The organism is Bacillus sp. SN32 (assembly GCF_002837495.1).
GTDB lineage: Bacteria > Bacillota > Bacilli > Bacillales > Bacillaceae > Bacillus > Bacillus subtilis.
The window spans coordinates 646,293-669,088 of sequence record NZ_PJCT01000002.1; the positions used below are offsets into that span (position 1 = coordinate 646,293).

At 45.2% G+C, this 22,796-nt stretch carries 21 protein-coding genes; 4 read left to right on the top strand and 17 right to left on the bottom strand.

Annotated features, from left to right (window positions below):
* Positions 1-44: 44 nt before the first annotated feature.
* The 10 genes from malS to spo0F form a co-directional block, all read right to left on the bottom strand.
* Positions 45-1,742 carry an oxaloacetate-decarboxylating malate dehydrogenase gene (malS, locus tag CW370_RS11670; protein ID WP_003244309.1) on the bottom strand — a complete coding sequence of 566 codons (1,698 nt, stop codon included), beginning with the start codon at positions 1,740-1,742 and terminating at the stop codon, positions 45-47.
* A gap of 289 nt (positions 1,743-2,031) precedes the next feature.
* A complete protein-coding gene (locus tag CW370_RS11675) occupies positions 2,032-2,619 on the bottom strand; it encodes a thymidine kinase (protein WP_024572668.1) in 588 nt (195 codons plus the stop codon).
* Positions 2,620-2,707: 88 nt separating this feature from the next.
* Positions 2,708-2,908: a 50S ribosomal protein L31 gene (rpmE, locus tag CW370_RS11680; protein ID WP_003151132.1), complete on the bottom strand. Its 201-nt coding sequence runs from the start codon at positions 2,906-2,908 to the stop codon at positions 2,708-2,710.
* Between the two features lie 118 nt (positions 2,909-3,026).
* Positions 3,027-4,310, bottom strand: coding sequence for a transcription termination factor Rho (gene rho, locus CW370_RS11685; protein WP_003221939.1), 1,284 nt, complete (start codon positions 4,308-4,310; stop codon positions 3,027-3,029).
* Positions 4,311-4,340: 30 nt separating this feature from the next.
* Entirely contained in the window at positions 4,341-4,502 is a 162-nt protein-coding gene (locus CW370_RS21270) for a hypothetical protein (protein ID WP_003227632.1), read from the bottom strand.
* A 214-nt stretch (positions 4,503-4,716) separates the two neighbouring features.
* Positions 4,717-5,682, bottom strand: coding sequence for a class II fructose-bisphosphatase (gene glpX, locus CW370_RS11690; RefSeq protein ID WP_003242962.1), 966 nt, complete (start codon positions 5,680-5,682; stop codon positions 4,717-4,719).
* Positions 5,683-5,712: 30 nt separating this feature from the next.
* Entirely contained in the window at positions 5,713-7,002 is a 1,290-nt protein-coding gene (locus CW370_RS11695; RefSeq protein WP_003227628.1) for a UDP-N-acetylglucosamine 1-carboxyvinyltransferase, read from the bottom strand.
* 378 nt (positions 7,003-7,380) lie between these two features.
* Positions 7,381-8,019: a fructose-6-phosphate aldolase gene (gene fsa / locus CW370_RS11700; RefSeq protein ID WP_003227626.1), complete on the bottom strand. Its 639-nt coding sequence runs from the start codon at positions 8,017-8,019 to the stop codon at positions 7,381-7,383.
* A gap of 119 nt (positions 8,020-8,138) precedes the next feature.
* Positions 8,139-8,996, bottom strand: coding sequence for a class II fructose-bisphosphate aldolase (locus CW370_RS11705; RefSeq protein WP_003243339.1), 858 nt, complete (start codon positions 8,994-8,996; stop codon positions 8,139-8,141).
* Between the two features lie 180 nt (positions 8,997-9,176).
* Positions 9,177-9,551 carry a sporulation initiation phosphotransferase Spo0F gene (gene spo0F / locus CW370_RS11710; RefSeq protein WP_003227621.1) on the bottom strand — a complete coding sequence of 125 codons (375 nt, stop codon included), beginning with the start codon at positions 9,549-9,551 and terminating at the stop codon, positions 9,177-9,179.
* Between the two features lie 165 nt (positions 9,552-9,716).
* Here spo0F and CW370_RS11715 point away from each other — a divergent pair, with 165 nt between their 5' ends.
* A complete protein-coding gene (locus CW370_RS11715; RefSeq protein WP_024572667.1) occupies positions 9,717-10,238 on the top strand; it encodes a DUF2529 domain-containing protein in 522 nt (173 codons plus the stop codon).
* 81 nt (positions 10,239-10,319) lie between these two features.
* Here the strand turns inward: CW370_RS11715 and pyrG are convergent, their stop codons facing one another.
* The 4 genes from pyrG to CW370_RS11735 all read right to left on the bottom strand — a co-directional run bounded on the left by pyrG (position 10,320) and on the right by CW370_RS11735 (position 16,126).
* Complete coding sequence (gene pyrG, locus CW370_RS11720) at positions 10,320-11,927, bottom strand: glutamine hydrolyzing CTP synthase (RefSeq protein ID WP_003227612.1); 1,608 nt, start codon at positions 11,925-11,927, stop codon at positions 10,320-10,322.
* Positions 11,928-12,168: 241 nt separating this feature from the next.
* Positions 12,169-12,690: a DNA-directed RNA polymerase subunit delta gene (rpoE, locus tag CW370_RS11725; RefSeq protein WP_024572666.1), complete on the bottom strand. Its 522-nt coding sequence runs from the start codon at positions 12,688-12,690 to the stop codon at positions 12,169-12,171.
* A 182-nt stretch (positions 12,691-12,872) separates the two neighbouring features.
* Complete coding sequence (acdA, locus tag CW370_RS11730) at positions 12,873-14,012, bottom strand: acyl-CoA dehydrogenase AcdA (RefSeq protein WP_024572665.1); 1,140 nt, start codon at positions 14,010-14,012, stop codon at positions 12,873-12,875.
* On the bottom strand, positions 14,009-16,126 hold the full coding sequence (locus CW370_RS11735) for a heterodisulfide reductase-related iron-sulfur binding cluster (protein ID WP_029946106.1): 2,118 nt from the start codon (positions 16,124-16,126) through the stop codon (positions 14,009-14,011). The genes acdA and CW370_RS11735 overlap by 4 nt, the downstream gene beginning before the upstream one ends.
* Before the next feature lie 154 nt (positions 16,127-16,280).
* Between CW370_RS11735 and cls (CW370_RS11740) the strand changes: the two genes are divergently transcribed.
* The 3 genes from cls (CW370_RS11740) (at position 16,281) to CW370_RS11750 (ending at position 18,805) form a co-directional block, all read left to right on the top strand.
* Positions 16,281-17,477, top strand: a complete 1,197-nt coding sequence (gene cls, locus CW370_RS11740) for a cardiolipin synthase (protein ID WP_024571804.1) — start codon at positions 16,281-16,283, stop codon at positions 17,475-17,477.
* Between the two features lie 12 nt (positions 17,478-17,489).
* Positions 17,490-18,452, top strand: coding sequence for a UV DNA damage repair endonuclease UvsE (gene uvsE, locus CW370_RS11745; RefSeq protein ID WP_017696270.1), 963 nt, complete (start codon positions 17,490-17,492; stop codon positions 18,450-18,452).
* An 80-nt stretch (positions 18,453-18,532) separates the two neighbouring features.
* Positions 18,533-18,805 carry a hypothetical protein gene (locus tag CW370_RS11750; RefSeq protein WP_003227597.1) on the top strand — a complete coding sequence of 91 codons (273 nt, stop codon included), beginning with the start codon at positions 18,533-18,535 and terminating at the stop codon, positions 18,803-18,805.
* A gap of 41 nt (positions 18,806-18,846) precedes the next feature.
* Here the strand turns inward: CW370_RS11750 and CW370_RS11755 are convergent, their stop codons facing one another.
* The 3 genes from CW370_RS11755 to cls (CW370_RS11765) form a co-directional block, all read right to left on the bottom strand.
* Positions 18,847-19,371, bottom strand: coding sequence for a dihydrofolate reductase family protein (locus tag CW370_RS11755; RefSeq protein ID WP_024571805.1), 525 nt, complete (start codon positions 19,369-19,371; stop codon positions 18,847-18,849).
* A 9-nt stretch (positions 19,372-19,380) separates the two neighbouring features.
* The gene (locus CW370_RS11760) at positions 19,381-21,108 is read right to left on the bottom strand and encodes an ABC transporter ATP-binding protein (protein ID WP_024571806.1); all 1,728 of its coding nucleotides are present in this window, start codon (positions 21,106-21,108) and stop codon (positions 19,381-19,383) included.
* A gap of 88 nt (positions 21,109-21,196) precedes the next feature.
* Positions 21,197-22,699, bottom strand: a complete 1,503-nt coding sequence (cls, locus tag CW370_RS11765; protein ID WP_024571807.1) for a cardiolipin synthase — start codon at positions 22,697-22,699, stop codon at positions 21,197-21,199.
* Positions 22,700-22,796 lie beyond the last annotated feature (97 nt).

Below are 22,796 nucleotides of genomic sequence, written 5' to 3' on the forward strand. Positions count from 1 at the left end.
CTTTACAAAAAGCTTTCCCTCGGACAGAAAAATTTACTCGCTAATTATTTCGCGATGACTTTTTTGTATTCAGGTGTCCACATTGCATCAAGTACCGCTTGTTTCACATCTTCAGGCTGACGATTTGCCACGCCGTCTTTAATTGCTGCTTCAGCAACGGCAATCGCAACTTGGATAGAAACCTCTTGAAGCTTATCAATGCTTGGAAGCAATCCTGCTCCAGGTGTTTCAAGATCAACCATTTCAGCAATCGCATCAGCAGTTGCTGCAAACATAGCAGGTGTAATGATACGCGCTTCAGCTACAATTGAACCAAGTCCAAGACCAGGGAACGCGAATGCGTTGTTAGATTGTCCGATTTCATAAGAAACACCGTTGTATTCTACATTGTCAAATGGGCTTCCTGTTGCAATAAGCACTTTTCCGTCAGTCCATTTGAACAGATCTTCAGGAACAGCTTCAGCAAGGTGAGTCGGGTTAGACATCGGCATGATAACCGGACGGTCTACGTGAGATGCCATTTCTTTTACAATTTCCTCTGTGAATGCACCTGAAACCCCTGAAGTACCAATCAAGATCGTTGGTTTCGCTTGACGAACCACTTCATCGAATGGAATTTGACCTTTTTCATCGCGCTTCCAGTCTTTCACTTCATCCGCATTGCGAAGGTAAGGTTTTTGGAAATCAAGGATGCCTTCGATGTCTTCAGTCAGCAAGCCTCTGTAATCAAGTGTGTAGAAACGTTTGTTAGCTTCTTCTTCAGATAATCCGGCTAGCACCATTGTGTCACGGATTTGGTCAGCAATACCGATACCAGCAGAACCAGCACCGAAGATAACAACACGCTGATCTTTAATAGAAGCGCCGGTTTTCTTCATAGCGGCAAGCACACCTGCAAGTGTAATCGCGCCAGTACCTTGAATATCATCATTAAATGTCAGGATTTCATGATTGTATTTTTTCATGATGTTACGTGCATTTTTGTTGCCAAGGTCTTCCCAGTGAAGAAGCGCTTTAGGGAAGAATTTCAATGCAGCTTTTACATAAGCGTCAATGAAAGCTTCGTAGCGTTCACCTTGAACACGTTCATGCTTGTTACCAATATATAAAGGATCGTTTAGAAGTTTTTCGTTGTTCGTACCGACATCAAGCACAACCGGGATAACACGGCTAGGGTCAATACCAGCTGCAGCAGTGTAAACAGCCAATTTACCGATTGCGATATTAATACCGCCTACACCCCAGTCACCGATACCGAGAATGCTTTCGGAGTCAGTAGCAACGATAAGATCAATATCACCTGCTGTCGCATGAAGGTTTTCAAACGCTTTTTCAATACCGTCAATATTATCGATTGACAAGTAGATTCCTTGAGGTCTTCTATATTCATGGCTGTATTCCTGAATCGCTTCACCAACTGTTGGCGTGTACACAACAGGAAGCATTTCGCGAAGATGGTTTTTCAGCAATTTATAGAAAAGAACTTCGTTACGGTTTGCAAGATCACTTAAGTAAACATTTTGACGAAGGCGGTCAGGCTGCGCTTGGAATTGCTCGTACGCGCGTTGTGCTTGTTGATCAAGAGAAAGTACAGTTGGCGGCAGAAGCCCTTCTAAGCCGAGTTCTTGTCTTTCTTCTAGTGAAAAAGCAACGCCTTTATTTAAAGTAGGAATAGATAAAACTTCTTTTCCTCTAAGAGTTGTTTCTAAGTGGCCTTCTTTCGTTTTTTTTATGTTATTCAAGCAAATCTCCTTCTTTCTTGAAATAGTTAACCAAGTTAAGTAATAACCCATCTAAAATATGACCGATCATGATCTTTATGCGACTTTGTGACAATTATTCGAACAATGTCTCAAAACTATTTACATTACGTAAGCTATTGTATGCCTGTCAAAATCAAAATTCAAGGGAAGAAAATTACTTAATTTTTTAATATACTTATTTAAATTTTTTAATTGAATATTATCAGAATATAAAAAAAACACCGGTGTTTTTAGCCGGTGCATTCTATCTTTATACCCATGTTTTGGACTATTTTTTAGATTTTCCTGGGACTTCGTGATGATGTCTGCATCTTGCTTCATATGATTCAGATGCACCAACCAAAATGACCGGATCATCGTAAGAAGCAGGTTTGCCGTCAATGAGGCGCTGTGTTCTGCTCGCCGGTGATCCGCAAACAGAACAGACGGCTTGCAGCTTTGTCACACTTTCCGCAATCGCCATGATATTCGGGACGACACCGAACGGCTCTCCCCTAAAATCCATATCAAGGCCTGCTGCTATCACACGGTAGCCTTTATCGGCAAGAGATGATAAAACCTCAACAATTTCCTGATCAAAAAACTGCACTTCATCAACCGCAACCACATCTGTACTTTCACTGATGTGATCCCAAATGTCCGCAGCAGACGAAATGGCATAGCTCGTCATCGATGTTCCATTATGGGAGACAACAGCAGCTTCGCTGTATCGGTTATCAATTACAGGTTTAAATACCCTGACTTCCTGCTTGGCATAAGTTGCTCTCTTCACTCTTCTGATCAGCTCTTCAGATTTCCCTGAGAACATGCTGCCGCAAATCAGCTCAAGCCACCCGCTTTGTTTCATTATGTACATAGGCTTCGCTCCCCTCTCTCTGCCAGCTGTGTTTTAGACAATATAAAAAACAGGCAAGACTGCTGCTTGCCTGTTGAGAAATCTATTATTACTTAAGACCGTATTTTTTGTTAAAGCGATCAACACGACCATCAGCAGAAGCGAATTTTTGACGGCCAGTGTAGAATGGGTGGCATTCAGAGCAAATCTCAACGCGTACCTCTTCTTTTACTGAGCCTGTTTCAAATTCATTTCCGCAAGCGCATTTAACTGTTGCTTTTTTGAAATTAGGATGAATTCCTGCTTTCATTGTATCCATCTCCTTCCGCCCTGAATCCCGTGTGGAAACAGAGTTATTATTTCGGAGCATTGTCCGAAACGCATATGAGAAAATTATATCAGTGATTTACTTCTTTTGCAAATACAATTTACCTTCTTGCAGATGATAGATTTGCCTGTTTCCATTCTTGATTGAGAATATCGAAAAATTCCTGGTTTGTTTTGGTTTTTTTCATTTTTCTCATGAACTTTTCTGCGAAATCAGGTGAATCAGACATCGTTTTGCGGATAGACCATAAACGATCAAGATGCTCTTTAGGCACAAGCAGCTCTTCTTTGCGCGTTCCTGAACGGCGAATATCGATGGCAGGGAAGATGCGGCGCTCGGCAAGAGAGCGGTCAAGATGGAGCTCCATGTTGCCTGTTCCCTTGAATTCTTCATAAATGACATCATCCATACGTGAACCTGTATCGACCAGAGCCGTAGCAAGGATGGTTAAGCTGCCGCCCTCTTCGATATTTCTCGCAGCCCCGAAGAAGCGTTTCGGACGGTGGAACGCCGCTGGGTCAATCCCCCCGGAAAGCGTTCTTCCGCTTGGCGGAATCACTAAGTTGTAGGCGCGGGCAAGCCGTGTGATGCTGTCCATCAGGATAATGACGTCTTTTTTGTGTTCCACGAGACGCATCGCACGTTCAAGCACAAGCTCGGCCACTTTGATATGGTTTTCCGGCACTTCATCAAACGTTGAGCTGACGACATCCCCAGCTACAGAGCGCTCGATATCGGTTACTTCCTCAGGTCTTTCGTCAATTAAAAGCACGATCAGCTCTGCTTCAGGCTGGTTCGCTGTAATGCTGTTGGCAATTTCCTTCAGCAGCATCGTTTTTCCGGCTTTCGGCGGCGCAACAATCAATCCGCGCTGCCCAAATCCAACCGGCGCCATCATGTCCATAATTCTTGTAGACAAGAAGTTCGGCTTTGTTTCGAGCACCATTTGACGATCCGGATAAAGTGGCGTAAGAGCCGGGAAATGCACACGCTCTTTTGCAGATTCGGGATCATCCCCATTTACTGCTTCAACGTGCAAAAGTCCATAGTAACGCTCATTTTCTTTTGGCGGGCGAACCTTGCCTGATACTTTGTCTCCGTTCCGCAAATCGAAACGGCGGATTTGTGAAGCTGAGATGTAAATGTCTTCTGAGCTTGGAGAGTAGTTGATCGGTCTCAGGAAGCCGAAACCTTCAGACTGGATGATCTCAAGAACACCTTCCATAAACAGCAGATCTTCCTGTTCTGCATTCGCTTTCAGAATGGCGAAAATGAGTTCTTTTTTTGTCAGTTTGCTGTAATAGGAGATTTTATAATGTCTTGCAAGTTCATAAAGCTCTTTCAATTTCATATTTTCCAAAGAGGAAATAGATACGTCTTTCATAAAAACACCACGCTTTTCATAGTCAATATCTTACTCTGAACATGTCATCTGCTGCTTTTGCACAACATCCGCCAAAGCACATTCTTTTTTTAACATAAAGGAACTTCTATCGGTAACACTTCCACCCATGATCGGCGCTTTTGTTAAAAGGATTGTCTTAATGAGTTTTGAAGGAAGCGAGGACAAAAACATGAGAAGATCAATACTTATATCGTCTGTATGCGGTAGAAATTGAAACTTTCCTAGTGCTTAAAAGAAGGTATTACGCAGTAAAATTCGCAGCACTCTTTATTTTTACCTTATTTCAAAAAATTATTCAACTGAAATAAGGTTTTGACACGGAATTGATAGAGTTGACGCTTTTCTGCAAAAGTTAAAGCGGGCTCACACCCGCTTTTTCTGTTTGTTATGGACGGATTACAAGATTTGGTTTCTTTTTCAAGCTGTGTCTGCCGTCAACGAAACGAACAGTGCCCGATTTTGCACGGATAACTAAGCTTTCAGTTGTACCGACAGAGCCTTTGAATTGAACTCCTTTTAACAGCTCGCCGTCAGTAACCCCTGTAGCTGCAAAAATCGCGTCATCACCCTTCACAAGGTCTTCCATGCGAAGGACTTTGCTTAAATCAAGGCCCATTTTGTGACAGCGAGTGATTTCTTCTTCGCTTTGCGGAAGAAGTTTACCAATGATTTCTCCGCCGAGTGCTTTTAGCGCAACAGCGGAAAGCACACCCTCAGGAGCGCCGCCTGATCCGAACAGGATATCAACGCCCGTGTGGTCGAAAGCCGTGTTGATGGCGCCTGCGACATCGCCGTCATTGATCAATTTGATTCTGGCGCCGGCCTCACGAAGCTCGGAAATGATTTTTGCGTGTCTTTCACGGTTTAAAATTGTGGCAACGACGTCCTCAACGTCCTTGTTTTTCGCTTTTGCCACCGCTTTAAGATTGTCAATGACAGGTGCTTCGATGTCAATGCAGCCCACCGCTTCCGGACCGACTGCGATTTTTTGCATATACATGTCAGGAGCATTCAGAAGCGTGCCATGGTCTGCGACCGCGATAACCGTCAGCGCATTCCAGCCGCCGCTTGCTAAGATGTTTGTGCCTTCAAGAGGGTCAACTGCGACATCCACGCGCGGGCCGTACCCGTTTCCGAGTTTTTCCCCGATATACAGCATTGGCGCTTCGTCCATTTCCCCTTCACCGATTACAACAGTCCCTTTCATCGGCACTGTATCAAAAACGTCTCTCATTGCACTTGTTGCCGCTTCATCAGCCTCATCTTTTTTTCCCCGGCCCATCCATCTTGCTGATGCCAATGCCGCAGCTTCGGTCACACGTACCAATTCCATTGATAAACTTCTTTCCATTTCAACACGATCTCCTCTCACAAGAAACCATTATGAATTTTGAAGCTGTTCTATTTCTTCGTCAGTCATTCTTTCACGCCAAATTGTCGCTCCAAGCCCCTCAAGCTTCTTCTCAAGGCTGCTGTATCCGCGGTCAATATGCTCCAGTCCCGTAATTTCCGTGACGCCATCAGCCATCAGTCCGGCTACCACCAAGCAGGCTCCGGCACGCAGATCACTCGCCTTCACTTTTGCGCCTTGAAGCTCGACAGGACCTGTGATGATGGCAGATCTGCCTTCTACTTTCATATTGGCACCCATTCGTCTCAGCTCATCAATGTGCTTGAATCTTGCCGAGTAGATGGTGTCTGTGACGACACTCGTCCCTTTCGCCCTTGTCAGTAGCGCCGTCATCGGCTGCTGTAAATCAGTCGGAAACCCCGGGTATACGAGGGTTTTAACGTCAACCGGCTTTAAGTTCTTCTGCCCGCCGACAATGAGGAGCTGGTCGTCGCTTGTTTCGATATGATAGCCCATTTCTCTCAGCTTTGCCGTTAACGACTCTAGATGAGTGGGAATGACGTTATCGATAATGACTTCCTTGCCCATTGCAGCCCCTGCAATCATAAATGTCCCGGCCTCAATTCTGTCCGGAATGATCGTATGCTTGCAGCCGTGCAGTTCCTTCACGCCGTCGATTCGAATCACATTGGTGCCCGCACCTTTGATTTTGGCGCCCATGCTGGTAAGCAATGTCGCGACGTCAATGATCTCAGGCTCCTTGGCAGCGTTTTCGATGATCGTTTTCCCTTCTGCCAAAACAGCGGCGAGCATAATGTTAATCGTTGCCCCAACGCTTACGACATCTAAATAAATCCGTGCGCCTCTCAGCCTTTCAGCTCGCAAATAAATGGCGCCTTGTTCATTGGTTACTTCAGCTCCGAGTGCTTCAAAGCCTTTGATATGCTGATCAATCGGACGGGGCCCTAAGTGACAGCCGCCAGGCAATCCAATGACCGCCTGCTTGAAGCGGCCGAGCATCGCCCCCATTAAATAATATGACGCGCGAAGCTTTTTTACTTTCCCGTTAGGAAGCGGCATGCTGATCATCGACGTAGGGTCAACAACCATTTCCCCATTCTCAAAATGCACGTTGCCGCCGATTTCCTTTAACAGGTCACGCAGCGTTTCAATATCTGAAATCTCTGGAAGCCCTTCAATTGTCACCTCGGAATTTGCCAAAATGGTTGCAGGTATTAACGCAACAGCGCTGTTTTTAGCGCCGCTGATATGTACTGTACCGTTTAACGAGTCACCGCCGGCAATATTCAACTTTTCCATGATAGTCTCCTTCCATAAGAAGATAGCTGCGGAGCTAAATAAAATGTCATTTTATTCTGTCTCTGCAAATAAAGCTCATGTCCAAAATCTAGCCAATTCGAAGAGAAAGAATACAACACATTGTAAAATATCAGGAAGAAAATAGCGAAGCTTTGGGGGGTACAGGTTTCAAAAGATGCACAGAGACCCGCCGGCTCGAGAGACATCGTCGTCATCCGGCAAAAGCAGTACGCATACCCTTCATTCCGATATCAGCTTCTACAGCCCAATGATTCCTTCTCTGTAAAGCGGCGTCAGCATCTGAAGATCCGCTGTATCAGGTCGGTGAAATACAAAGGCCGCGGCAAACAGGCATAAAGCTGTTTGCCGCCCCTTTCATTATTTGTTCCAGTCTGCCAGGAATTGTTCGATTCCTTTGTCTGTTAACGGGTGTTTAGTGAGCGCATGAATGACTTTCAGCGGCATTGTGCCGATATGAGCCCCTCTAAGAGCAGCTTCTGTCACGTGCTGCGGGTGGCGGATTGACGCTGCAATGATTTGCGTGTCAAGGCCGTGAATGTCAAAAATCTGTTTAACTTCTGAAATCAGGTCAAGCCCGTTGTGGCCGATGTCATCTAAACGTCCCAGGAATGGAGATACATATGTTGCCCCCGCTCTGGCAGCAAGAAGCGCCTGGTTTGCATTGAAGATCAATGTGACGTTTGTTTTGATGCCTAAGTCAGTAAGTGCTCTTACCGCTTTTAAACCGTCAGACGTCATCGGGATTTTCACCGTAATGTTCGGTGCGATCTTCGCCAGTTCTTTTCCTTCCTCGATCATTTCCTCAGCTTTCAAAGAAATAACCTCTGCACTTACAGAGCCTTTCACGACGTCTGTGATCTCGCGAAGACGGTCGTGGAATGATACATTAGCTTCCTTTGCTACTAAACTAGGATTCGTCGTTACACCGGCGAGAATTCCTAATTCATTCGCTTCTCTAATTTCATCGATATTGGCTGTATCAACAAAGAATAACATTTTCAAAAAGCCTCCCTGATTAAGAAATTTTCTGAACTGCGAATATGATTGCGCTTTCTAAAGATAGACGGAAAACCGCCTGTCAAGCTGTCAGGCGGCTATAAAAAGTTCCAATTGAATTAAGCTTGGTTTGAAGAACCAAATTCACGCATTTTACCGATAACTGTTTCTTTGATCGCTTCACGAGCTGGTCCAAGGTATTTACGTGGATCGTACTCGTCAGGCTTAGCTGCCAATGTTTCGCGAACAGCTTTTGCAGAAGAAATTTGGTTTTCAGTATTCACGTTGATTTTAGCTGTACCAAGTGAAATTGATTTTTTGATGTCAGCAGTCGGAATTCCAGTACCGCCGTGAAGAACTAGCGGAAGACCAGTTGATTTTCCGATCTCTTCCATTTCTTTGAAGCCAAGGTTTGGCTCACCTTTGTAAGGGCCGTGAACAGAACCTAATGCTGGTGCAAGGCAGTCGATGCCAGTGCGCTCAACAAGCTCTTGGCACTCTTTAGGATCAGCGTAGATTACGCCTTCAGCGATAACGTCATCTTCTTGTCCGCCTACTGTTCCAAGCTCAGCTTCTACAGATACTCCGTGGAAATGAGCAAGCTCAACAACTTTAGCAGTTGTTGCTACGTTTTCTTCAAATGGATGGTGAGAAGCGTCGATCATTACAGATGTGAAACCTGCATGAATCGCTTTCGCACAAGATTCAAAGCTTGAACCGTGGTCTAAGTGAATCGCAACAGGAACTGTCACTTTGTACTCTTCCATAAGTGCTTTTACCATAGCAACGACTGTTTTGAAGCCGCCCATGTAGCGTCCCGCACCTTCGGAAACACCAAGGATCACTGGAGATTTTTCTTCTTCAGCTGCTTGTAAAATCGCTTGAGTAAACTCAAGGTTGTTTAAGTTAAATTGTCCTACAGCGTACCCTTTTTCTTTAGCTGTATTCAACATTTCCGTCATAGAAACTAAAGGCATGTCGAATGTCCTCCTTATGTAGCCTGATTGTCTTCTAGCGAAAAAAGCTTTCCACCCTAGCATGACCCATATATTGCTGTCATATGTAAATACTCAGATCGCTTTTTCTCCATAACTAGGATACCAACTTTTCGACAAATCGGCAACATAATGACATGATTCATTTGTTTCTTCTTTTTGTCAATTCGACTTCAGGGGCAGATATTTTTTGACGGCGTCTCTGATTTCGTCGATGTCAAACGGCTTTGCAAAGTGCGTCAGAGCGCCCAATTCCTTCGATTCCTGGATCATGTCGAGCTCTCCGTATGCCGTCATGATAATGACCCGGATGTTTTCGTCAATGACCTTCATTCGTTTTAAGATTTCGATTCCGTCCATGCCGGGAATTTTCATGTCCAAAAGCACAAGGTCGGGCCGTTCTTTTGTCACAATGTCAAGCGCCTGCAGGCCGTTCGCAGCCTGAAACGTCTGGTAGCCTTCTTTATTGAACACTTCATTTAGCAAAATACGAATGCCGTATTGATCATCAACGATTAAAATTTTTTCATTCATCATTTTACACCCCAATATTATGATTTTCGTCAAAAGTAAGCAGTATTGTATGTATTCTGTTTGATTTTACTATTTCCTTTAATTATAATAGTCTACTTTACGACATTTTCTGAGCATTTTCTCTTTTGTTGTATACTGATATTGTACGTTATAAAGGAGGATTCACTTATGTTGAAAATATTCACGACGCAGTTAACAGGTATTTTTTCCCGCATTCAGGATAAGGAATCTGACGCGATTGAAGATGGGGCGCGGCTGCTTGCTCAAGCGGTGATCAGCGGGCATTCCATTTATTTATATGGAGCGAATGAGCTTCAGGGCGTCTTTTATGAGGCCACCGAAAGCAAAGAACCCTTCCCATCTGTCAAAGCCTTTCCAGAAAGCGCTGAGGAAGTGACAGAAAGCGACAGGGTGCTGATGTTTTGTTCAGGGACGGGCACAGCCGAAGAACAGGCGCTCGCAAAAGAGCTTTATGAAAAAGGTGCGGGAGTCGTATGCGTATCGCCCGCAGCCAAAGACAGTGCGGGAATAGAACAGTATTGTGATGTGCATATTGATTCTAAATTAAAAATGCCGCTTGTTCCCGATGAAGACGGCACCCGTTACGGATTTCCCTCTTTAATGACAGCACTGTATGTCTATCACGCTTTATCGTTTACACTAAAAGAAATTCTGCAAGAGTATGCATAATATCTTATTGTACATGCTGGAACTTGCCGGAAACAAATAAAAAAGACTTGCCCGCTTTTGACAAACGGCAAGTCTTTTTTATTACTTCTGATTTGCAGCTTCGACAGACGCTCCGATAAAGCCTTTGAATAGAGGCTGAGGTCTTGTCGGTCTTGACTTGAACTCTGGGTGGAACTGAGAAGCCACGAACCAAGGGTGGTCTTTCAGCTCGATGATTTCAACAAGGCGTCCATCAGGGCTTGTGCCTGAGAATACGAAGCCTTGCTCTTCCATTTGCTGTCTGAATTCATTGTTAAACTCATAGCGGTGGCGGTGGCGCTCGTACACCACTTCATCCTGATACACTTCAAAGGCTTTCGTGCCTTCCTCAAGCTTACAAGGGTAAAGGCCGAGACGAAGCGTTCCTCCGAGATCCTCCACATCCTTTTGTTCAGGAAGAAGATCAATGATCGGGTATTGGGTTGACGGATCAATTTCTGCTGAGTGAGCGCCTTTTAAGCCCAATACGTTTCGTGCGTATTCAATAGACGCCACCTGCATGCCCAAGCAAATGCCCAAGAACGGAATGTTGTTTTCGCGCGCGTATTTTGTCGCGACGATTTTGCCTTCAACACCGCGGTCTCCGAATCCGCCCGGCACAATGATGCCGTCTGTTCCGCTTGTGAGTTCTGCGATATTGTTTTCTGTCACTTCTTCCGCGTTGATCCACTTCACTTTTACATCTGTGTCAAACGCATAGCCCGCATGGCGGAGAGACTCGACAACAGAAATGTATGCGTCAGGAAGCTCAACGTATTTGCCGACAAGGCCGATTGTAATCGTTTGAGACAGGTTGCTGACTTTGTTAACAAGCTCTTTCCACTCGGACATTTCCGCTTCTTTGCATGCCAATTTCATGTGCTCGCAAACAAGCTTATCAAGCCCTTGTTTTTGAAGCTCCAGCGGAATGGAGTAAAGGTTGTCCGCATCTTCACATTCAATAACCGCTTTTGTATCGATGTCGCAGAAAAGCGCGATTTTATCTTTCATATCTTGAGAAATCGGCATTTCTGTACGAACGACGATGATGTTTGGCTGAATGCCCAAGCTGCGCAATTCTTTTACGCTGTGCTGTGTCGGTTTTGTTTTTAATTCGCCAGCAGCTTTAATGTAAGGTACGAGCGTACAGTGGATGTACATTACGTTTTCACGGCCGATGTCGCTCTTCATTTGGCGGATCGCTTCAAGGAATGGCAGTGATTCGATGTCTCCGACAGTACCGCCGATTTCTGTAATGACAACATCTGCGTTTGTCTCTTTCCCTGCGCGGTAAACACGGTCTTTCAATTCGTTTGTGATGTGCGGAATGACCTGTACGGTTCCTCCAAGGTAATCTCCGCGGCGTTCTTTTTTAAGAACTGTTGAATAGATTTTACCTGTTGTCACGTTGCTGAATTTATTCAGGTTAATGTCGATAAAACGCTCATAGTGACCAAGGTCCAAGTCTGTTTCAGCGCCGTCATCCGTTACGAATACTTCACCGTGCTGGTACGGGCTCATTGTTCCCGGGTCAACGTTGATGTATGGATCGAATTTTTGAATCGTCACGTTCAGTCCGCGGTTTTTCAGCAAACGCCCTAATGAAGCTGCTACAATACCCTTTCCAAGTGAGGATACAACTCCCCCGGTTACAAAAATATATTTCGTCATTTCGTTTGCTCCTCTCTTCGCTCTTAGCTACATTTTTAAAATGTACTATTTTATAAAAAATCATTTAGCCTTTTAAATGATTTATAAGAAAAATGAGGGGTGAAAATAAGAAAGCTCCCTTTCAATTTCTTGAAAGGGAGCATAACGTACTATGTTCTCTCTTCGTTTTTGAAGAGCCCAAAATACATACTACATAGTTCGACTATGAAAGTCAAGATCGTTTTGAAGATGAAATCTGATACTATTTAATTTCCTCTTCTTCATCATCATAGTCTTCATCATCTTCATCAACAATATCTTCTTCGATCTCAAGATCGTCGTCGTCTTCGTCAATATCTTCATCGTCAAAATCGTCGGCTTCAAGATCGAGTTCTTCCTCAACTTCATCCAAATCAAGGTCATCTTCGTCGATCTCTTCAAACTCGTCAAGATCAAGATCTTCTTCGACTGCTTTCTTCGCTTTTTTCTTTTTCGCCTTGACTGTCGGCTGAGTTTCTTCATCAAGCTGATCATACGGATACCAGCTGCGAAGCCCCCACGTCTGGTCAGAAAGCGCAAGGAAGCGGCCGTCAATGTTTAAATCTGTATAAAATTGAGCGATGCGGTCTCCAAGCTCTTCTTTTTTCACGCCGAGCAAAGATGCGATTTCATTTAAAAGCTCCTGAAAAGGAACTGGTTTTTTATGTTCTTCAAATAATTCGTGAGCGATTTCAACTAAAGCCATTTCCTTTAGCTCTTCCTGTGAATATTGTTTGATACCCAAGGTCGGACACTCCCTTTCTATTACTTATATGTATCTGTTTTATCAATAATGAAAGCGATTTTGTATCGTTCTTATACAAACCATACCTCTCATTATAAACAAAATAAAACAGAATATGCTACCCTTAACAGCGTTAATTTAAATAATTTTACAAGAGTGATCCGACTGAGAGATGTTTTCCGTTAATCCGCGAGCATTCTGGAGATGACCAGTCTTTGAATTTCTTGAGTGCCTTCATAGATTTGCGTGATTTTTGCATCACGCATATAGCGTTCTACCGGATAATCTTTTGTATAGCCGTAGCCACCGAAAATCTGCACAGCTTCGGTCGTTACCTTCATCGCCGTATCCCCAGCCATCAGTTTGGACATGGCGGAAGCTTTTCCATATGGAAGACCCGATGATTCTAACCACGCAGCCTGATAGGTCAATAGCCTTGAAGCTTCTATCATTGTCGCCATATCCGCGAGTTTAAAAGCGATGCCCTGCTGCTCGCCGATCGTTTTTCCGAATTGCTTTCGCTCTTTTGCATATTGAAGCGCCGCATCAAGCGCTCCTTGGGCGATGCCTACGGCTTGTGCAGCTATGCCGTTTCTGCCTCCGTCAAGCGTCTTCATCGCGATTTTGAAGCCTTCTCCTTCTTGTCCGAGACGCTTTGATACGGGCACTACACAATCTTCGAACATGATTTCCGTTGTCGGTGAAGAACGGATGCCCAGCTTCTTTTCTTTCTTGCCTGTAAAAAATCCTTCAAAATCCTTTTCTACTATAAAAGCGGTAATGCCTTTTTTCTTTTTCTCGGGATCGGTGACGGCAAAAACAATGTAAATATCAGCAACGCCGCCGTTTGTGATAAACACTTTGGAACCATTTAACACATAGTCATCGCCGATTCGTTCAGCAGTTGTTTTCATGCTGCCGGCGTCAGAGCCAGACCGTGCTTCGGTCAATGCGAATGCGCCGATTTTCTCTCCGAGGGCCAGCTGTGTTAAGTACTCTGTCTTCTGCTCCTCCGTCCCAAAGGCAAACAGCGGCCAGCTGCAAAGAGAGATATGGGCGGAAAGCGTCACACCGGTGGATGCGCACACTTTTGACAGCTCCTCCACCGCGATGACGTAGGCCAAATAGTCACTTCCGATTCCGCCGTAATCTTCAGGCCATGGAATTCCCGTCAGCCCCAGATTTGCCATTTCCCGAAACAGCTCGCGATCGAAGCGTTCTTGTTCGTCCCGTTCTGCCGCTGTCGGGGCCACCTCATGCTTCGCAAAATCGCGCACCAATTTTCGTATCATCTCATGTTCTTCTGATAATGAAAAATTCATTGCTTCTCCCCCATTTTCAGATCAGCGCCTAAAACGGATTGAGCCAGAAGCTCGACGACGTCGTACGTTTTGACTTGGTCTTCGGCTTCCTTCGCCTTTGTGCCGTCCCCAAGCATTGTGAGACAGTACGGACAGCCGGAACTGATCACCGATGGGTTGACTGCGAGCGCTTGCTCTGTCCTGGCGACGTTAATCCTGTTGCCTGTTTCTTCCTCCATCCACATTAATCCCCCGCCGGCTCCGCAGCACATGCCGGTTTCCCGGTTTCTCTCCATTTCAACAAGCTGCACGCCCGGAATGGCTTTCAAAATCTCTCTCGGCGGATCATAGACTTCATTGTACCGGCCCAAATAGCATGAATCATGGAAGGTAATCGTCTCATGAAGCGGGTGCTGCGGTCTTAATTTTCCGTTTTTCACAAGCTCGGCCAGCACTTCTGTATGATGATAAACCTCCCCTTCAAATCCGAAATCCGGATATTCGTTTTTAAATAAATTGTATGCATGGGGATCGATCGTAACGATTTTTTTGACATCATTTTTTTCAAATTCAGAAATATTCTTCTCAGCCAGCTCTTGGAACAAAAATTCATTTCCGAGGCGGCGCGGCGTGTCTCCTGAATTTTTTTCTTTATTGCCGAGGATCGCGAAGGACACGCCCGCGTGATTGAGCAGCTTGGCAAAGGAAATTGCGATTTTCTGGCTTCTGTTGTCGTAAGACCCCATGGAGCCTACCCAGAAAAGGTACTCAAATTCTTTTCCTTCTTTTTTCATTTCTTTTACAGTCGGAATCTCAGCATCCGGCGCCTCGTCACGCCAATTTTCACGTTCCTTGCGGTTGAGTCCCCACGGATTCCCCTGCCGCTCAATACTTGTCATTGCGCGCTGGGCGTCACTGTCCATTTTTCCTTCTGTCAGTACGAGGTAGCGGCGGAGGTCGATGATTTTATCCACGTGCTCATTCATGACCGGGCATTGATCCTCACAGTTTCGGCAAGTGGTGCATGCCCAAATTTCTTCCTCTGTGATGACGTCGCCGATCAAGCTTGGATTGTAATCAAGCGCCGCTGCGGCTTCCTGCGATCCGCTGCCCGCTGACGCCGCAGCCAGCTGATTGCCTCTCGTATGCCGAAACGCTGCTGCGGGCACCCATGGGGAGCGCGAGGTGACGGCAGCGCCTTTTTCAGTGAGATGGTCTCTGAGACGCAAAATCAAGTCCATCGGAGACAGCATTTTTCCGGTGCCTGTTGCAGGACACATATTTGTACAGCGGCCGCACTCGACACACGCGTACAGATCAAGCAGCTGAGACTGCCTGAAATCCTCAATTTTTCCCGCTCCGTAACTTTCTTTCGTTTCGTCGGTAAAATCAATTTTTTCAAGTTTTCCGGCAGATTCCATTCTGTTGAAAAAGACGTTTGCCGGGCCGGCGATTAAATGGGCATGCTTCGACTGAGGCACGTACACTAAAAAGCTAAGCAAGAATAGGAGATGGATCCACCATGCGATATAGAAAATCACCGTCGCGCCTGTTTTCCCGACACCGCTAAGCATAAACGCAATACCTGAGGCAATTGGCTCGCTCCAAGAAAGCCCATGCTCATGCCAAATCAGATTCATCCCGTTCCCAAGCAGAACGGTCAGCATTAACCCTCCGATAAAAATGAGAACGAGTCCGGCTTTGAAACCGCGTTTCAGCCTCACGAGCTTTTCTATATAACGTCTGTAGAATGCCCACCCAACAGCAATCAAAATGAGAAACGTAACAATTTCCTGAAAAAAGGTGAAGGCGGGATAGACCGGGCCAAGCGGCAGATTCCGGCCGGGAGCCAGTCCTTTGATGATAAAGTCAATTGCTCCGAACTGAACCAATATAAATCCGTAGAAAAACATGACGTGAATGATTCCGCTTTTCTTGTCCTTGAGCAGTTTTTTCTGTCCGAATACATTCACCCATATGTCGTGAAGCCGTTCCTTGAACCGTTGATCAAATTGTTCTTTCTGGCCGAGCTTGATGTAGGCCAGTCTCGTTTTGACCAAGTACACAAACAAATAGACAGCGTAAGCGGTTACAATCAGAAATAATAATGCATTTGCGATGAGAAAGCCGCTCATTCCAATTCCCCCTTTTTACTGATAAAGACCGCGATCCCCTACCCCCGAATCTGTATAAGATTATCTTTATGATAAATAATGAATGAGTGTTCAGTCAATAATTAAATTCCTGCTGTTCGGGCACACTACCTTTACTACGGAAAGGAGTGCCGGTATGAAGGTATTTATCGTGATTATGATCATTGTCGTTATTTTCTTTGCCTTGATTCTGCTTGATATCTTCATGGGCCGTGCCGGATACAGAAAAAAGGCGTACGAGCCTGTTTTTTCAAAAAAGAAGAGTGACATCGAATTGATCCACTGCGGCGCTGATCTCGTTGAGCGGATGATGAATGATATTCGCCAGGCCGCCTCTTCTGTTCACATGATGTTTTTTATTATGAAAAATGATGAGGTCAGCCACAATATGTATACCTTGCTGAAAACAAAAGCCCAAGCTGGCGTATCCGTTTATTTGCTTCTGGATTGGGCGGGCTGCCGGGCAATTAAAAAAACGGCGCTGCAGACGATGAAAAATGCCGGCGTCCATGTCCATGTGATGAATCGTCCCCGTTTTCCTTTTTTCTTTTTTCACATGCAAAAACGGAATCACCGGAAGATTACGGTGATAGACGGAAAAATCGGTTATATCGGCGGGTTTAACATCGCCGAAGAATATCTTGGAAAGAAGGCGAAGTTCGGCAATTGGGAGGATTATCATCTGCGCATGATGGGAGAAGGCGTACATGATCTTCAAACGCTTTTTGCTTCTGATCTAAAACGAAATACCGGAATCGAACTGGGTTCGGATGTTTGGCCAAAGCTTCAGCAAGGGACTATTTCTCACAAGATATATGCGACTGACGGTTATTCCCTTGAAAACATATACTTGGCCAACATTGCCCAAGCGAAGAATCGCCTTACGGTTTGCACGCCTTATTACATTCCATCAAAACCGCTTCAAGAGGCCCTTATTAACGCAAGAAAAAACGGCGTATCCGTGAGAATCATTGTACCGATGAAATCAGACCATCCGCTGGTACGAGAAGCGGCTTTTACGTATTATTCGGAGCTCTTGGATGCCGGCTGTCTTATTTATCGTTATTATCAAGGGTTTTATCATGTAAAAGCCCTCATCATAGACGACCATCTCAGCATAATCGGAACAGCCAACTTCGATAAACGAAGCCTGTTTTTAAATGAAGAGGTGAATGTCGAAATTGATGACGAAGCGTTTACAAGTGAAGTCTATGCCACGATTGAGGAGGATATGAAAAAGTCGGAGCGGCTGACCATGGAGGATTTCAGCAAGCGCACATTCAGGCAGCGCCCGGCGGAATGGCTCGGCAGGGCATTATCTTATTTCTTATAAAGGAGAGTTCCTATGATTTTCAGATTCGGGTTCGTTTCAAATGCGATGAGCCTTTGGGATGCGTCTCCCGCTAAAACATTGACATTCGCGCGTTATTCAAAGCTTTCAAAGACTGAAAGAAAAGAAGCGCTTCTGACTGTGACAAAAGCCAATTTGCGCAATACGATGAGAACCCTTCACTATATCATCGGCCACGGCATTCCTTTGTACCGTTTTTCCAGTTCGATTGTGCCGCTGGCTACGCATCCCGACGTGATGTGGGATTTTGTAACACCGTTTCAAAAAGAGTTTCGGGAGATTGGAGAGCTTGTTAAAACACATCAACTGCGAACAAGCTTTCATCCAAATCAATTCACTCTGTTTACGAGCCCGAAGGAATCCGTCACAAAAAATGCGGTAACCGATATGGCCTATCACTACCGCATGCTTGAGGCCATGGGCATTGCTGATCGCTCCGTTATCAACATTCATATTGGCGGCGCTTACGGAAATAAAGACACCGCCACTGCACAATTTCATCAAAATATAAAACAGCTGCCGCAGGAGATCAAAGAGCGGATGACACTTGAAAATGATGATAAAACATATACAACGGAAGAAACGCTTCAGGTCTGTGAGCAGGAGGATGTTCCGTTTGTCTTTGACTTTCATCATTTTTACGCCAATCCAGACGATCACGCCGACCTGAATGTAGCACTGCCCCGCATGATCAAAACGTGGGAGCGGATCGGCCTTCAGCCAAAGGTTCACTTGTCTTCCCCAAAATCGGAGCAAGCGATACGCAGCCATGCCGATTATGTTGAAGCCAACTTTTTGCTGCCGCTGTTGGAACGCTTTAGGCAATGGGGAACGAATATTGATTTCATGATTGAAGCAAAGCAGAAAGACAAGGCGCTTCTCCGCTTGATGGATGAATTAAGCTCCATCCGCGGTGTCAAACGCATCGGGGGCGGTGCGCTGCAATGGAAGTCATAAATGTGCAAAAATAGGTTTACGACTTGTCAGCTTTGGGAACTTAGGCTATATAAGACAACAATCGATGGAGGAGAAAGATCATGAAAAATATCAAGTCTCTGAAAGTAGCCGCACAGGCCTTTACTTTAAGAAATTTGATTCATCTTTATAAAATGTGCCATTCCGGAAGCCACGAGGTTTATATTTATTCAAAGAAAACGATGTGCAAAATCAAAAGCTTAATTGAGCTTGAAACATTCCGCATGGCTCATAATGAAAAGGAATATTTGATCGTAGTTGAAGGAACAAAAGCATCGCAGCTCATTGAAAAATTCCAAAATCTCATCGAGCCTGCTGAGAGAGAAGCGCTCTAACTTACATACAAAAAAGGATAGACATCTGTCTATCCTTTTTCTTATGCTCTTACATAATGGAGCTGAACCGCTTGTCCAAATTGTTTTGTCCCTTTTAACCGCAGTTTTGTTTCATTTGTTAGTTCGTGAAACAGCGGGATGCCGCTTCCTAAAACGACGGGAATAACAGTAATGATGAATTCGTCGATGGCATCTTCTTTCATAAAGGCATTCACCAGCTCCGCCCCGCCAGCTATCCAGATGTTTGAGCCTTTTTCCTGTTTCAAACGGTCAGTGAAGGCTCTGGCTCCCTCATTGATAAACGTCACATGTTCATCTTGATAACTGTCGGGCGATCCTGTAAAAACATAGCAGGTTTTATCCTGATACGGGAAAACCGGTGTTAGCACTTTTACGTGCTCATATGTGCTCCGCCCTAAAATGACTGTATCAACAGTCTGATAAAAATCACTGTAGCCGTTGTCGCCTTCACCTTCAAATTCATCCAGCCAATCGATGCTTCCATCTTCTTTTGCGATCATCCCGTCCAATGAAACAGCAATGTACAGCACAGTTTTTCTTTCCATGTTCTCCTCCTATCGCTGCACCATTTGCCCGAATTGCGCTTGATGCAGCCTGCTGTATAGGCCTCCGGCTTCGATCAGGTCTTGATGACGGCCTTGTTCTTCAATACCGTTGTTTGTGACGACTACAATTCTGTCCGCGTCTTTGATCGTCGCCAGCCTGTGGGCGATGACAAGCGTCGTGCGCCCCTCAGACAACTCTTGAAGCGCCTTTTGGATCGCCGCTTCCGTCTCTGTATCAAGGGCTGAGGTGGCTTCGTCGAGAATCAAGATCGACGGATTTTTCAAGAACATCCTTGCAATTGACAGACGCTGTTTTTGCCCGCCGGAAAGCTTCACGCCGCGTTCGCCAATCATAGTATCCAACCCATCGGGCATGTTATGGACGAGCTCTTCCAGATGCGCCTGCTTCACAGCTTGCCAAATGTCTTCTTCTGATGCGCCTAGTCGGCCGTAGGCGATATTTTCTCTAAGCGTGCCCGAGAATAAGAAAACGTCCTGCTGCACGACGCCAATCTGCCCGCGCAACGAAGAAAGCGTCATGTCTTTTATACTGATGCCGTCAATCGTAATGTCGCCCTCCGATGCTTCATAAAAACGCGGAAGCAGACTGCAAAGCGTTGATTTCCCCGCACCTGACGGACCGACGAACGCCACCGTTTCCCCCGCTTGAATGGATAGGTTGATGTCATTGAGGACATTGTGATGGCCATCATAGCCAAACGAAACATGTTTATAGCGGATATTGCCCTTCAGGCCGGAAACATCTTTCGCATCAGTTGAATCCTGAATGTCCGGCTCTGTCTCCATGAGCTCCATATAGCTTTTGAAACCCGCGATCCCCCTCGGATACATTTCGATAATGGCATTAATTTTGTCAATAGGCCTGAACAGCACATTTGTCAGGAGCACAAACGCCACGAATTCCCCGTACGATAAGGAGCCGCGAATGACAAACCACGTCCCGCACAAAAGGACAAACAGTGTGACAAACCGGGTCAGCATATAGCTGATTGAACCGTTTTTCGCCATGATTTTGTAGGAAGAAAGCTTTGTGACACGAAAACGCTGGTTGTTGACGGCGAAGCGTTCTTTTTCAAATGCTTCATTTCCGAACGCCTGCACAAGCCGGATGCCGCCGATGTTATTTTCTACACGCGCGCTGAAGTCTCCGATATCCTTGTTCAGCGTGGTAAATGCTTTGGTCATTTTTTTGTTAAAATAAAGCGCTAGCCAAATGACGATCGGCATAATGATAAACGTTAATAAAGCAAGCTGCCAGTTAATAAACAGCATCACTCCGAACGCCCCGAGAATGGTCATGACCGCAATGAATAAGTCTTCCGGTCCGTGATGGGCGACTTCACCGATATACATTAAATCGTTCGTGAGCTTCGACATCAGCGTTCCCGTCTTGTTGTTGTCGTAAAATTTGAACGAGAGCTTTTGCAAATGGTCAAAAAGCGACTTTCTCATATCAGTCTCAATATTGATACCAAGCATGTGTCCCCAGTAGGTCACGATATACTGAAGAGCCGAGCTGAGCGCGTACACCGCAAATAACCCGATTGAGGTCGCGATGATCAGTCCCCAATCCCTGCCCGGCAGCAAGGTATCAATAAAATAATTGACGATCAAAGGAAAACTCAGCTCCATTAAACCTCCCGCGATCGCTGAGAAAAAGTCGAGAAAGAACAACGTTTTATATGGTTTATAATATGAAAAAAATTGCCGCAGCACCCTATCTTCCCCCAATGTATAAATAACTGATAATATTTCTCAATTATACTATACACGGGCTGTTTTGAAAGATCAGATTTCTTTTTTCTTACAGAACACCTGAAAACAGGCGGGCAAACGACTCTTTTGTCCGGTCAGCCACGCCTCTTTTATAAAAGCCGACAGGGCTGAGCTTTTCACTTTCCTGCATATCCTCTTCAAAATGGGCCTCAAGGGTTCGTATCGCTTCGGCATCCGTGAAGAACACATTCACTTCAAAGTTGAGCTGAAAGCTGCGCATGTCCATATTCGCGGTACCGACGGAGGCGAGATCGCCATCAATGATCATGACTTTTTGATGCATGAAGCCTTTTTGGTAGGAGTACACTTCAATGCCCTCAAGGAGCAGCTCCGGGAAATAGGACCTCGACGCGTATTGGGTCAAAAAGCTGTCGTTCTTCTCCGGCACCATAACCCTTACCTCTACCCCCTTTGTCGCCGCTGCTTTTAGCGCCGTGCGAATGGATTCATTGGGGACAAAATAGGGCGTGGCGATCCATATTGATTTCTGTGCTGAAGAAATCATTTCATAATAAAGGTCGCTCATGCTTTCCTTCATGTCAGGGCCTGTTGCGACAATTTGATAAATGCCTCCTCCTTCCACGGGAACCGGGGTATTGTACTCCTCTTGATCAATTAACACTTCATTGGAGACATATTCCCAATCCAGCATAAAGATAGCGTGGAGCGTTTGCACAATTTCCCCCTCAAGCCGCAGGTGTGTATCTCTCCAAAATCCGATGTACGGATCTCTGCTGATATATTCCTTCCCGACATTTAATCCGCCCACAAAACCGGTTTTCCCATCAATGATCACGATTTTCCGGTGATTTCTGAAATTCAGCTTCTGGTTGAAAAACCCGTATTTCAGCGGAGAAAACGGGACGATGTCCACCCCCGCTTGTTCCATTCTCATAATATCTCTTCTTGCCAGCTTCATGCTTCCTGCCGCATCGTATAAAAACCTCACCTCGACACCCTGGCGCGCTTTCTCCATCATAATGTCCATCATGCCGCGTCCGAGCATGTCTGATTTAAACATGTAGTATTCAATATGTATGTAAGATTCAGCTTTTCTCATCGCTTTGAAAATGTCCGGGAAGGTTTCTTCGCCGTTTTTCAGCACTTTGATGTTGCTTTTCGTATTGATATTCATATGGGCAGCCTTGATGGAATATGTAAAGAACCTCTCTTGATTGTCCTTCAGCCCTGTCACTTCGGGCGTTTCCTCCTTGTCAAACAGCTTCCTGAGCTTTTCCCTGTTGTACATTCGTTTTGTCTTAAACAGCTTTCCCTTTACATAAAGCTGTCCCGAAAACAGATAAAACACGTAGCCGACGATTGGAAAAAAGACAAGAATATGGATCCATAGCAGCGTGTGCTGCGAGGTGCGGTTTTCAAGAATTAATGAATAGATGCTGAACAAAATAATGCTTATATAGCAAAGCAATCCTCCGTAAAACTCAAGCCTGGAAACCGGAAAAAACCAAATGACATATGCCCCGATGAGCATCATATATAAAAAGAAAAATTCCAGTCTCCTTTTCAGCATCCTGATTCTCTCCAATCTGATTCAATTACCTCTGTATTACCTCTTTTTTCTAATCGATAAACCTTGTAAGTAAAAAACCTCTCCGCCAAAGGAGGAG

What these genes read in the sequence shown, in the direction of transcription:
- CW370_RS11755 (WP_024571805.1), bottom strand. Translation starts at nt 19,371, where the DNA reads ATGGAAAGAAAAACTGTGCTGTACATTGCTGTTTCATTGGACGGGATG.
- glpX (WP_003242962.1), bottom strand. Translation starts at nt 5,682, where the DNA reads ATGGAAAGAAGTTTATCAATGGAATTGGTACGTGTGACCGAAGCTGCG.
- fsa (WP_003227626.1), bottom strand. Translation starts at nt 8,019, where the DNA reads ATGTTATTCTTTGTTGATACAGCCAATATCGATGAAATTAGAGAAGCG.
- pyrG (WP_003227612.1), bottom strand. Translation starts at nt 11,927, where the DNA reads ATGACGAAATATATTTTTGTAACCGGGGGAGTTGTATCCTCACTTGGA.
- cls (WP_024571804.1), top strand. Translation starts at nt 16,281, where the DNA reads ATGAAGGTATTTATCGTGATTATGATCATTGTCGTTATTTTCTTTGCC.
- CW370_RS11750 (WP_003227597.1), top strand. Translation starts at nt 18,533, where the DNA reads ATGAAAAATATCAAGTCTCTGAAAGTAGCCGCACAGGCCTTTACTTTA.
- rpmE (WP_003151132.1), bottom strand. Translation starts at nt 2,908, where the DNA reads ATGAAAGCAGGAATTCATCCTAATTTCAAAAAAGCAACAGTTAAATGC.
- spo0F (WP_003227621.1), bottom strand. Translation starts at nt 9,551, where the DNA reads ATGATGAATGAAAAAATTTTAATCGTTGATGATCAATACGGCATTCGT.
- cls (WP_024571807.1), bottom strand. Translation starts at nt 22,699, where the DNA reads ATGCTGAAAAGGAGACTGGAATTTTTCTTTTTATATATGATGCTCATC.
- CW370_RS11675 (WP_024572668.1), bottom strand. Translation starts at nt 2,619, where the DNA reads ATGTACATAATGAAACAAAGCGGGTGGCTTGAGCTGATTTGCGGCAGC.
- acdA (WP_024572665.1), bottom strand. Translation starts at nt 14,012, where the DNA reads ATGAATTTTTCATTATCAGAAGAACATGAGATGATACGAAAATTGGTG.
- CW370_RS11735 (WP_029946106.1), bottom strand. Translation starts at nt 16,126, where the DNA reads ATGAGCGGCTTTCTCATCGCAAATGCATTATTATTTCTGATTGTAACC.
- CW370_RS11705 (WP_003243339.1), bottom strand. Translation starts at nt 8,996, where the DNA reads ATGCCTTTAGTTTCTATGACGGAAATGTTGAATACAGCTAAAGAAAAA.
- CW370_RS11715 (WP_024572667.1), top strand. Translation starts at nt 9,717, where the DNA reads ATGTTGAAAATATTCACGACGCAGTTAACAGGTATTTTTTCCCGCATT.
- CW370_RS11695 (WP_003227628.1), bottom strand. Translation starts at nt 7,002, where the DNA reads ATGGAAAAGTTGAATATTGCCGGCGGTGACTCGTTAAACGGTACAGTA.
- CW370_RS21270 (WP_003227632.1), bottom strand. Translation starts at nt 4,502, where the DNA reads ATGTTTTTGTCCTCGCTTCCTTCAAAACTCATTAAGACAATCCTTTTA.
- uvsE (WP_017696270.1), top strand. Translation starts at nt 17,490, where the DNA reads ATGATTTTCAGATTCGGGTTCGTTTCAAATGCGATGAGCCTTTGGGAT.
- rho (WP_003221939.1), bottom strand. Translation starts at nt 4,310, where the DNA reads ATGAAAGACGTATCTATTTCCTCTTTGGAAAATATGAAATTGAAAGAG.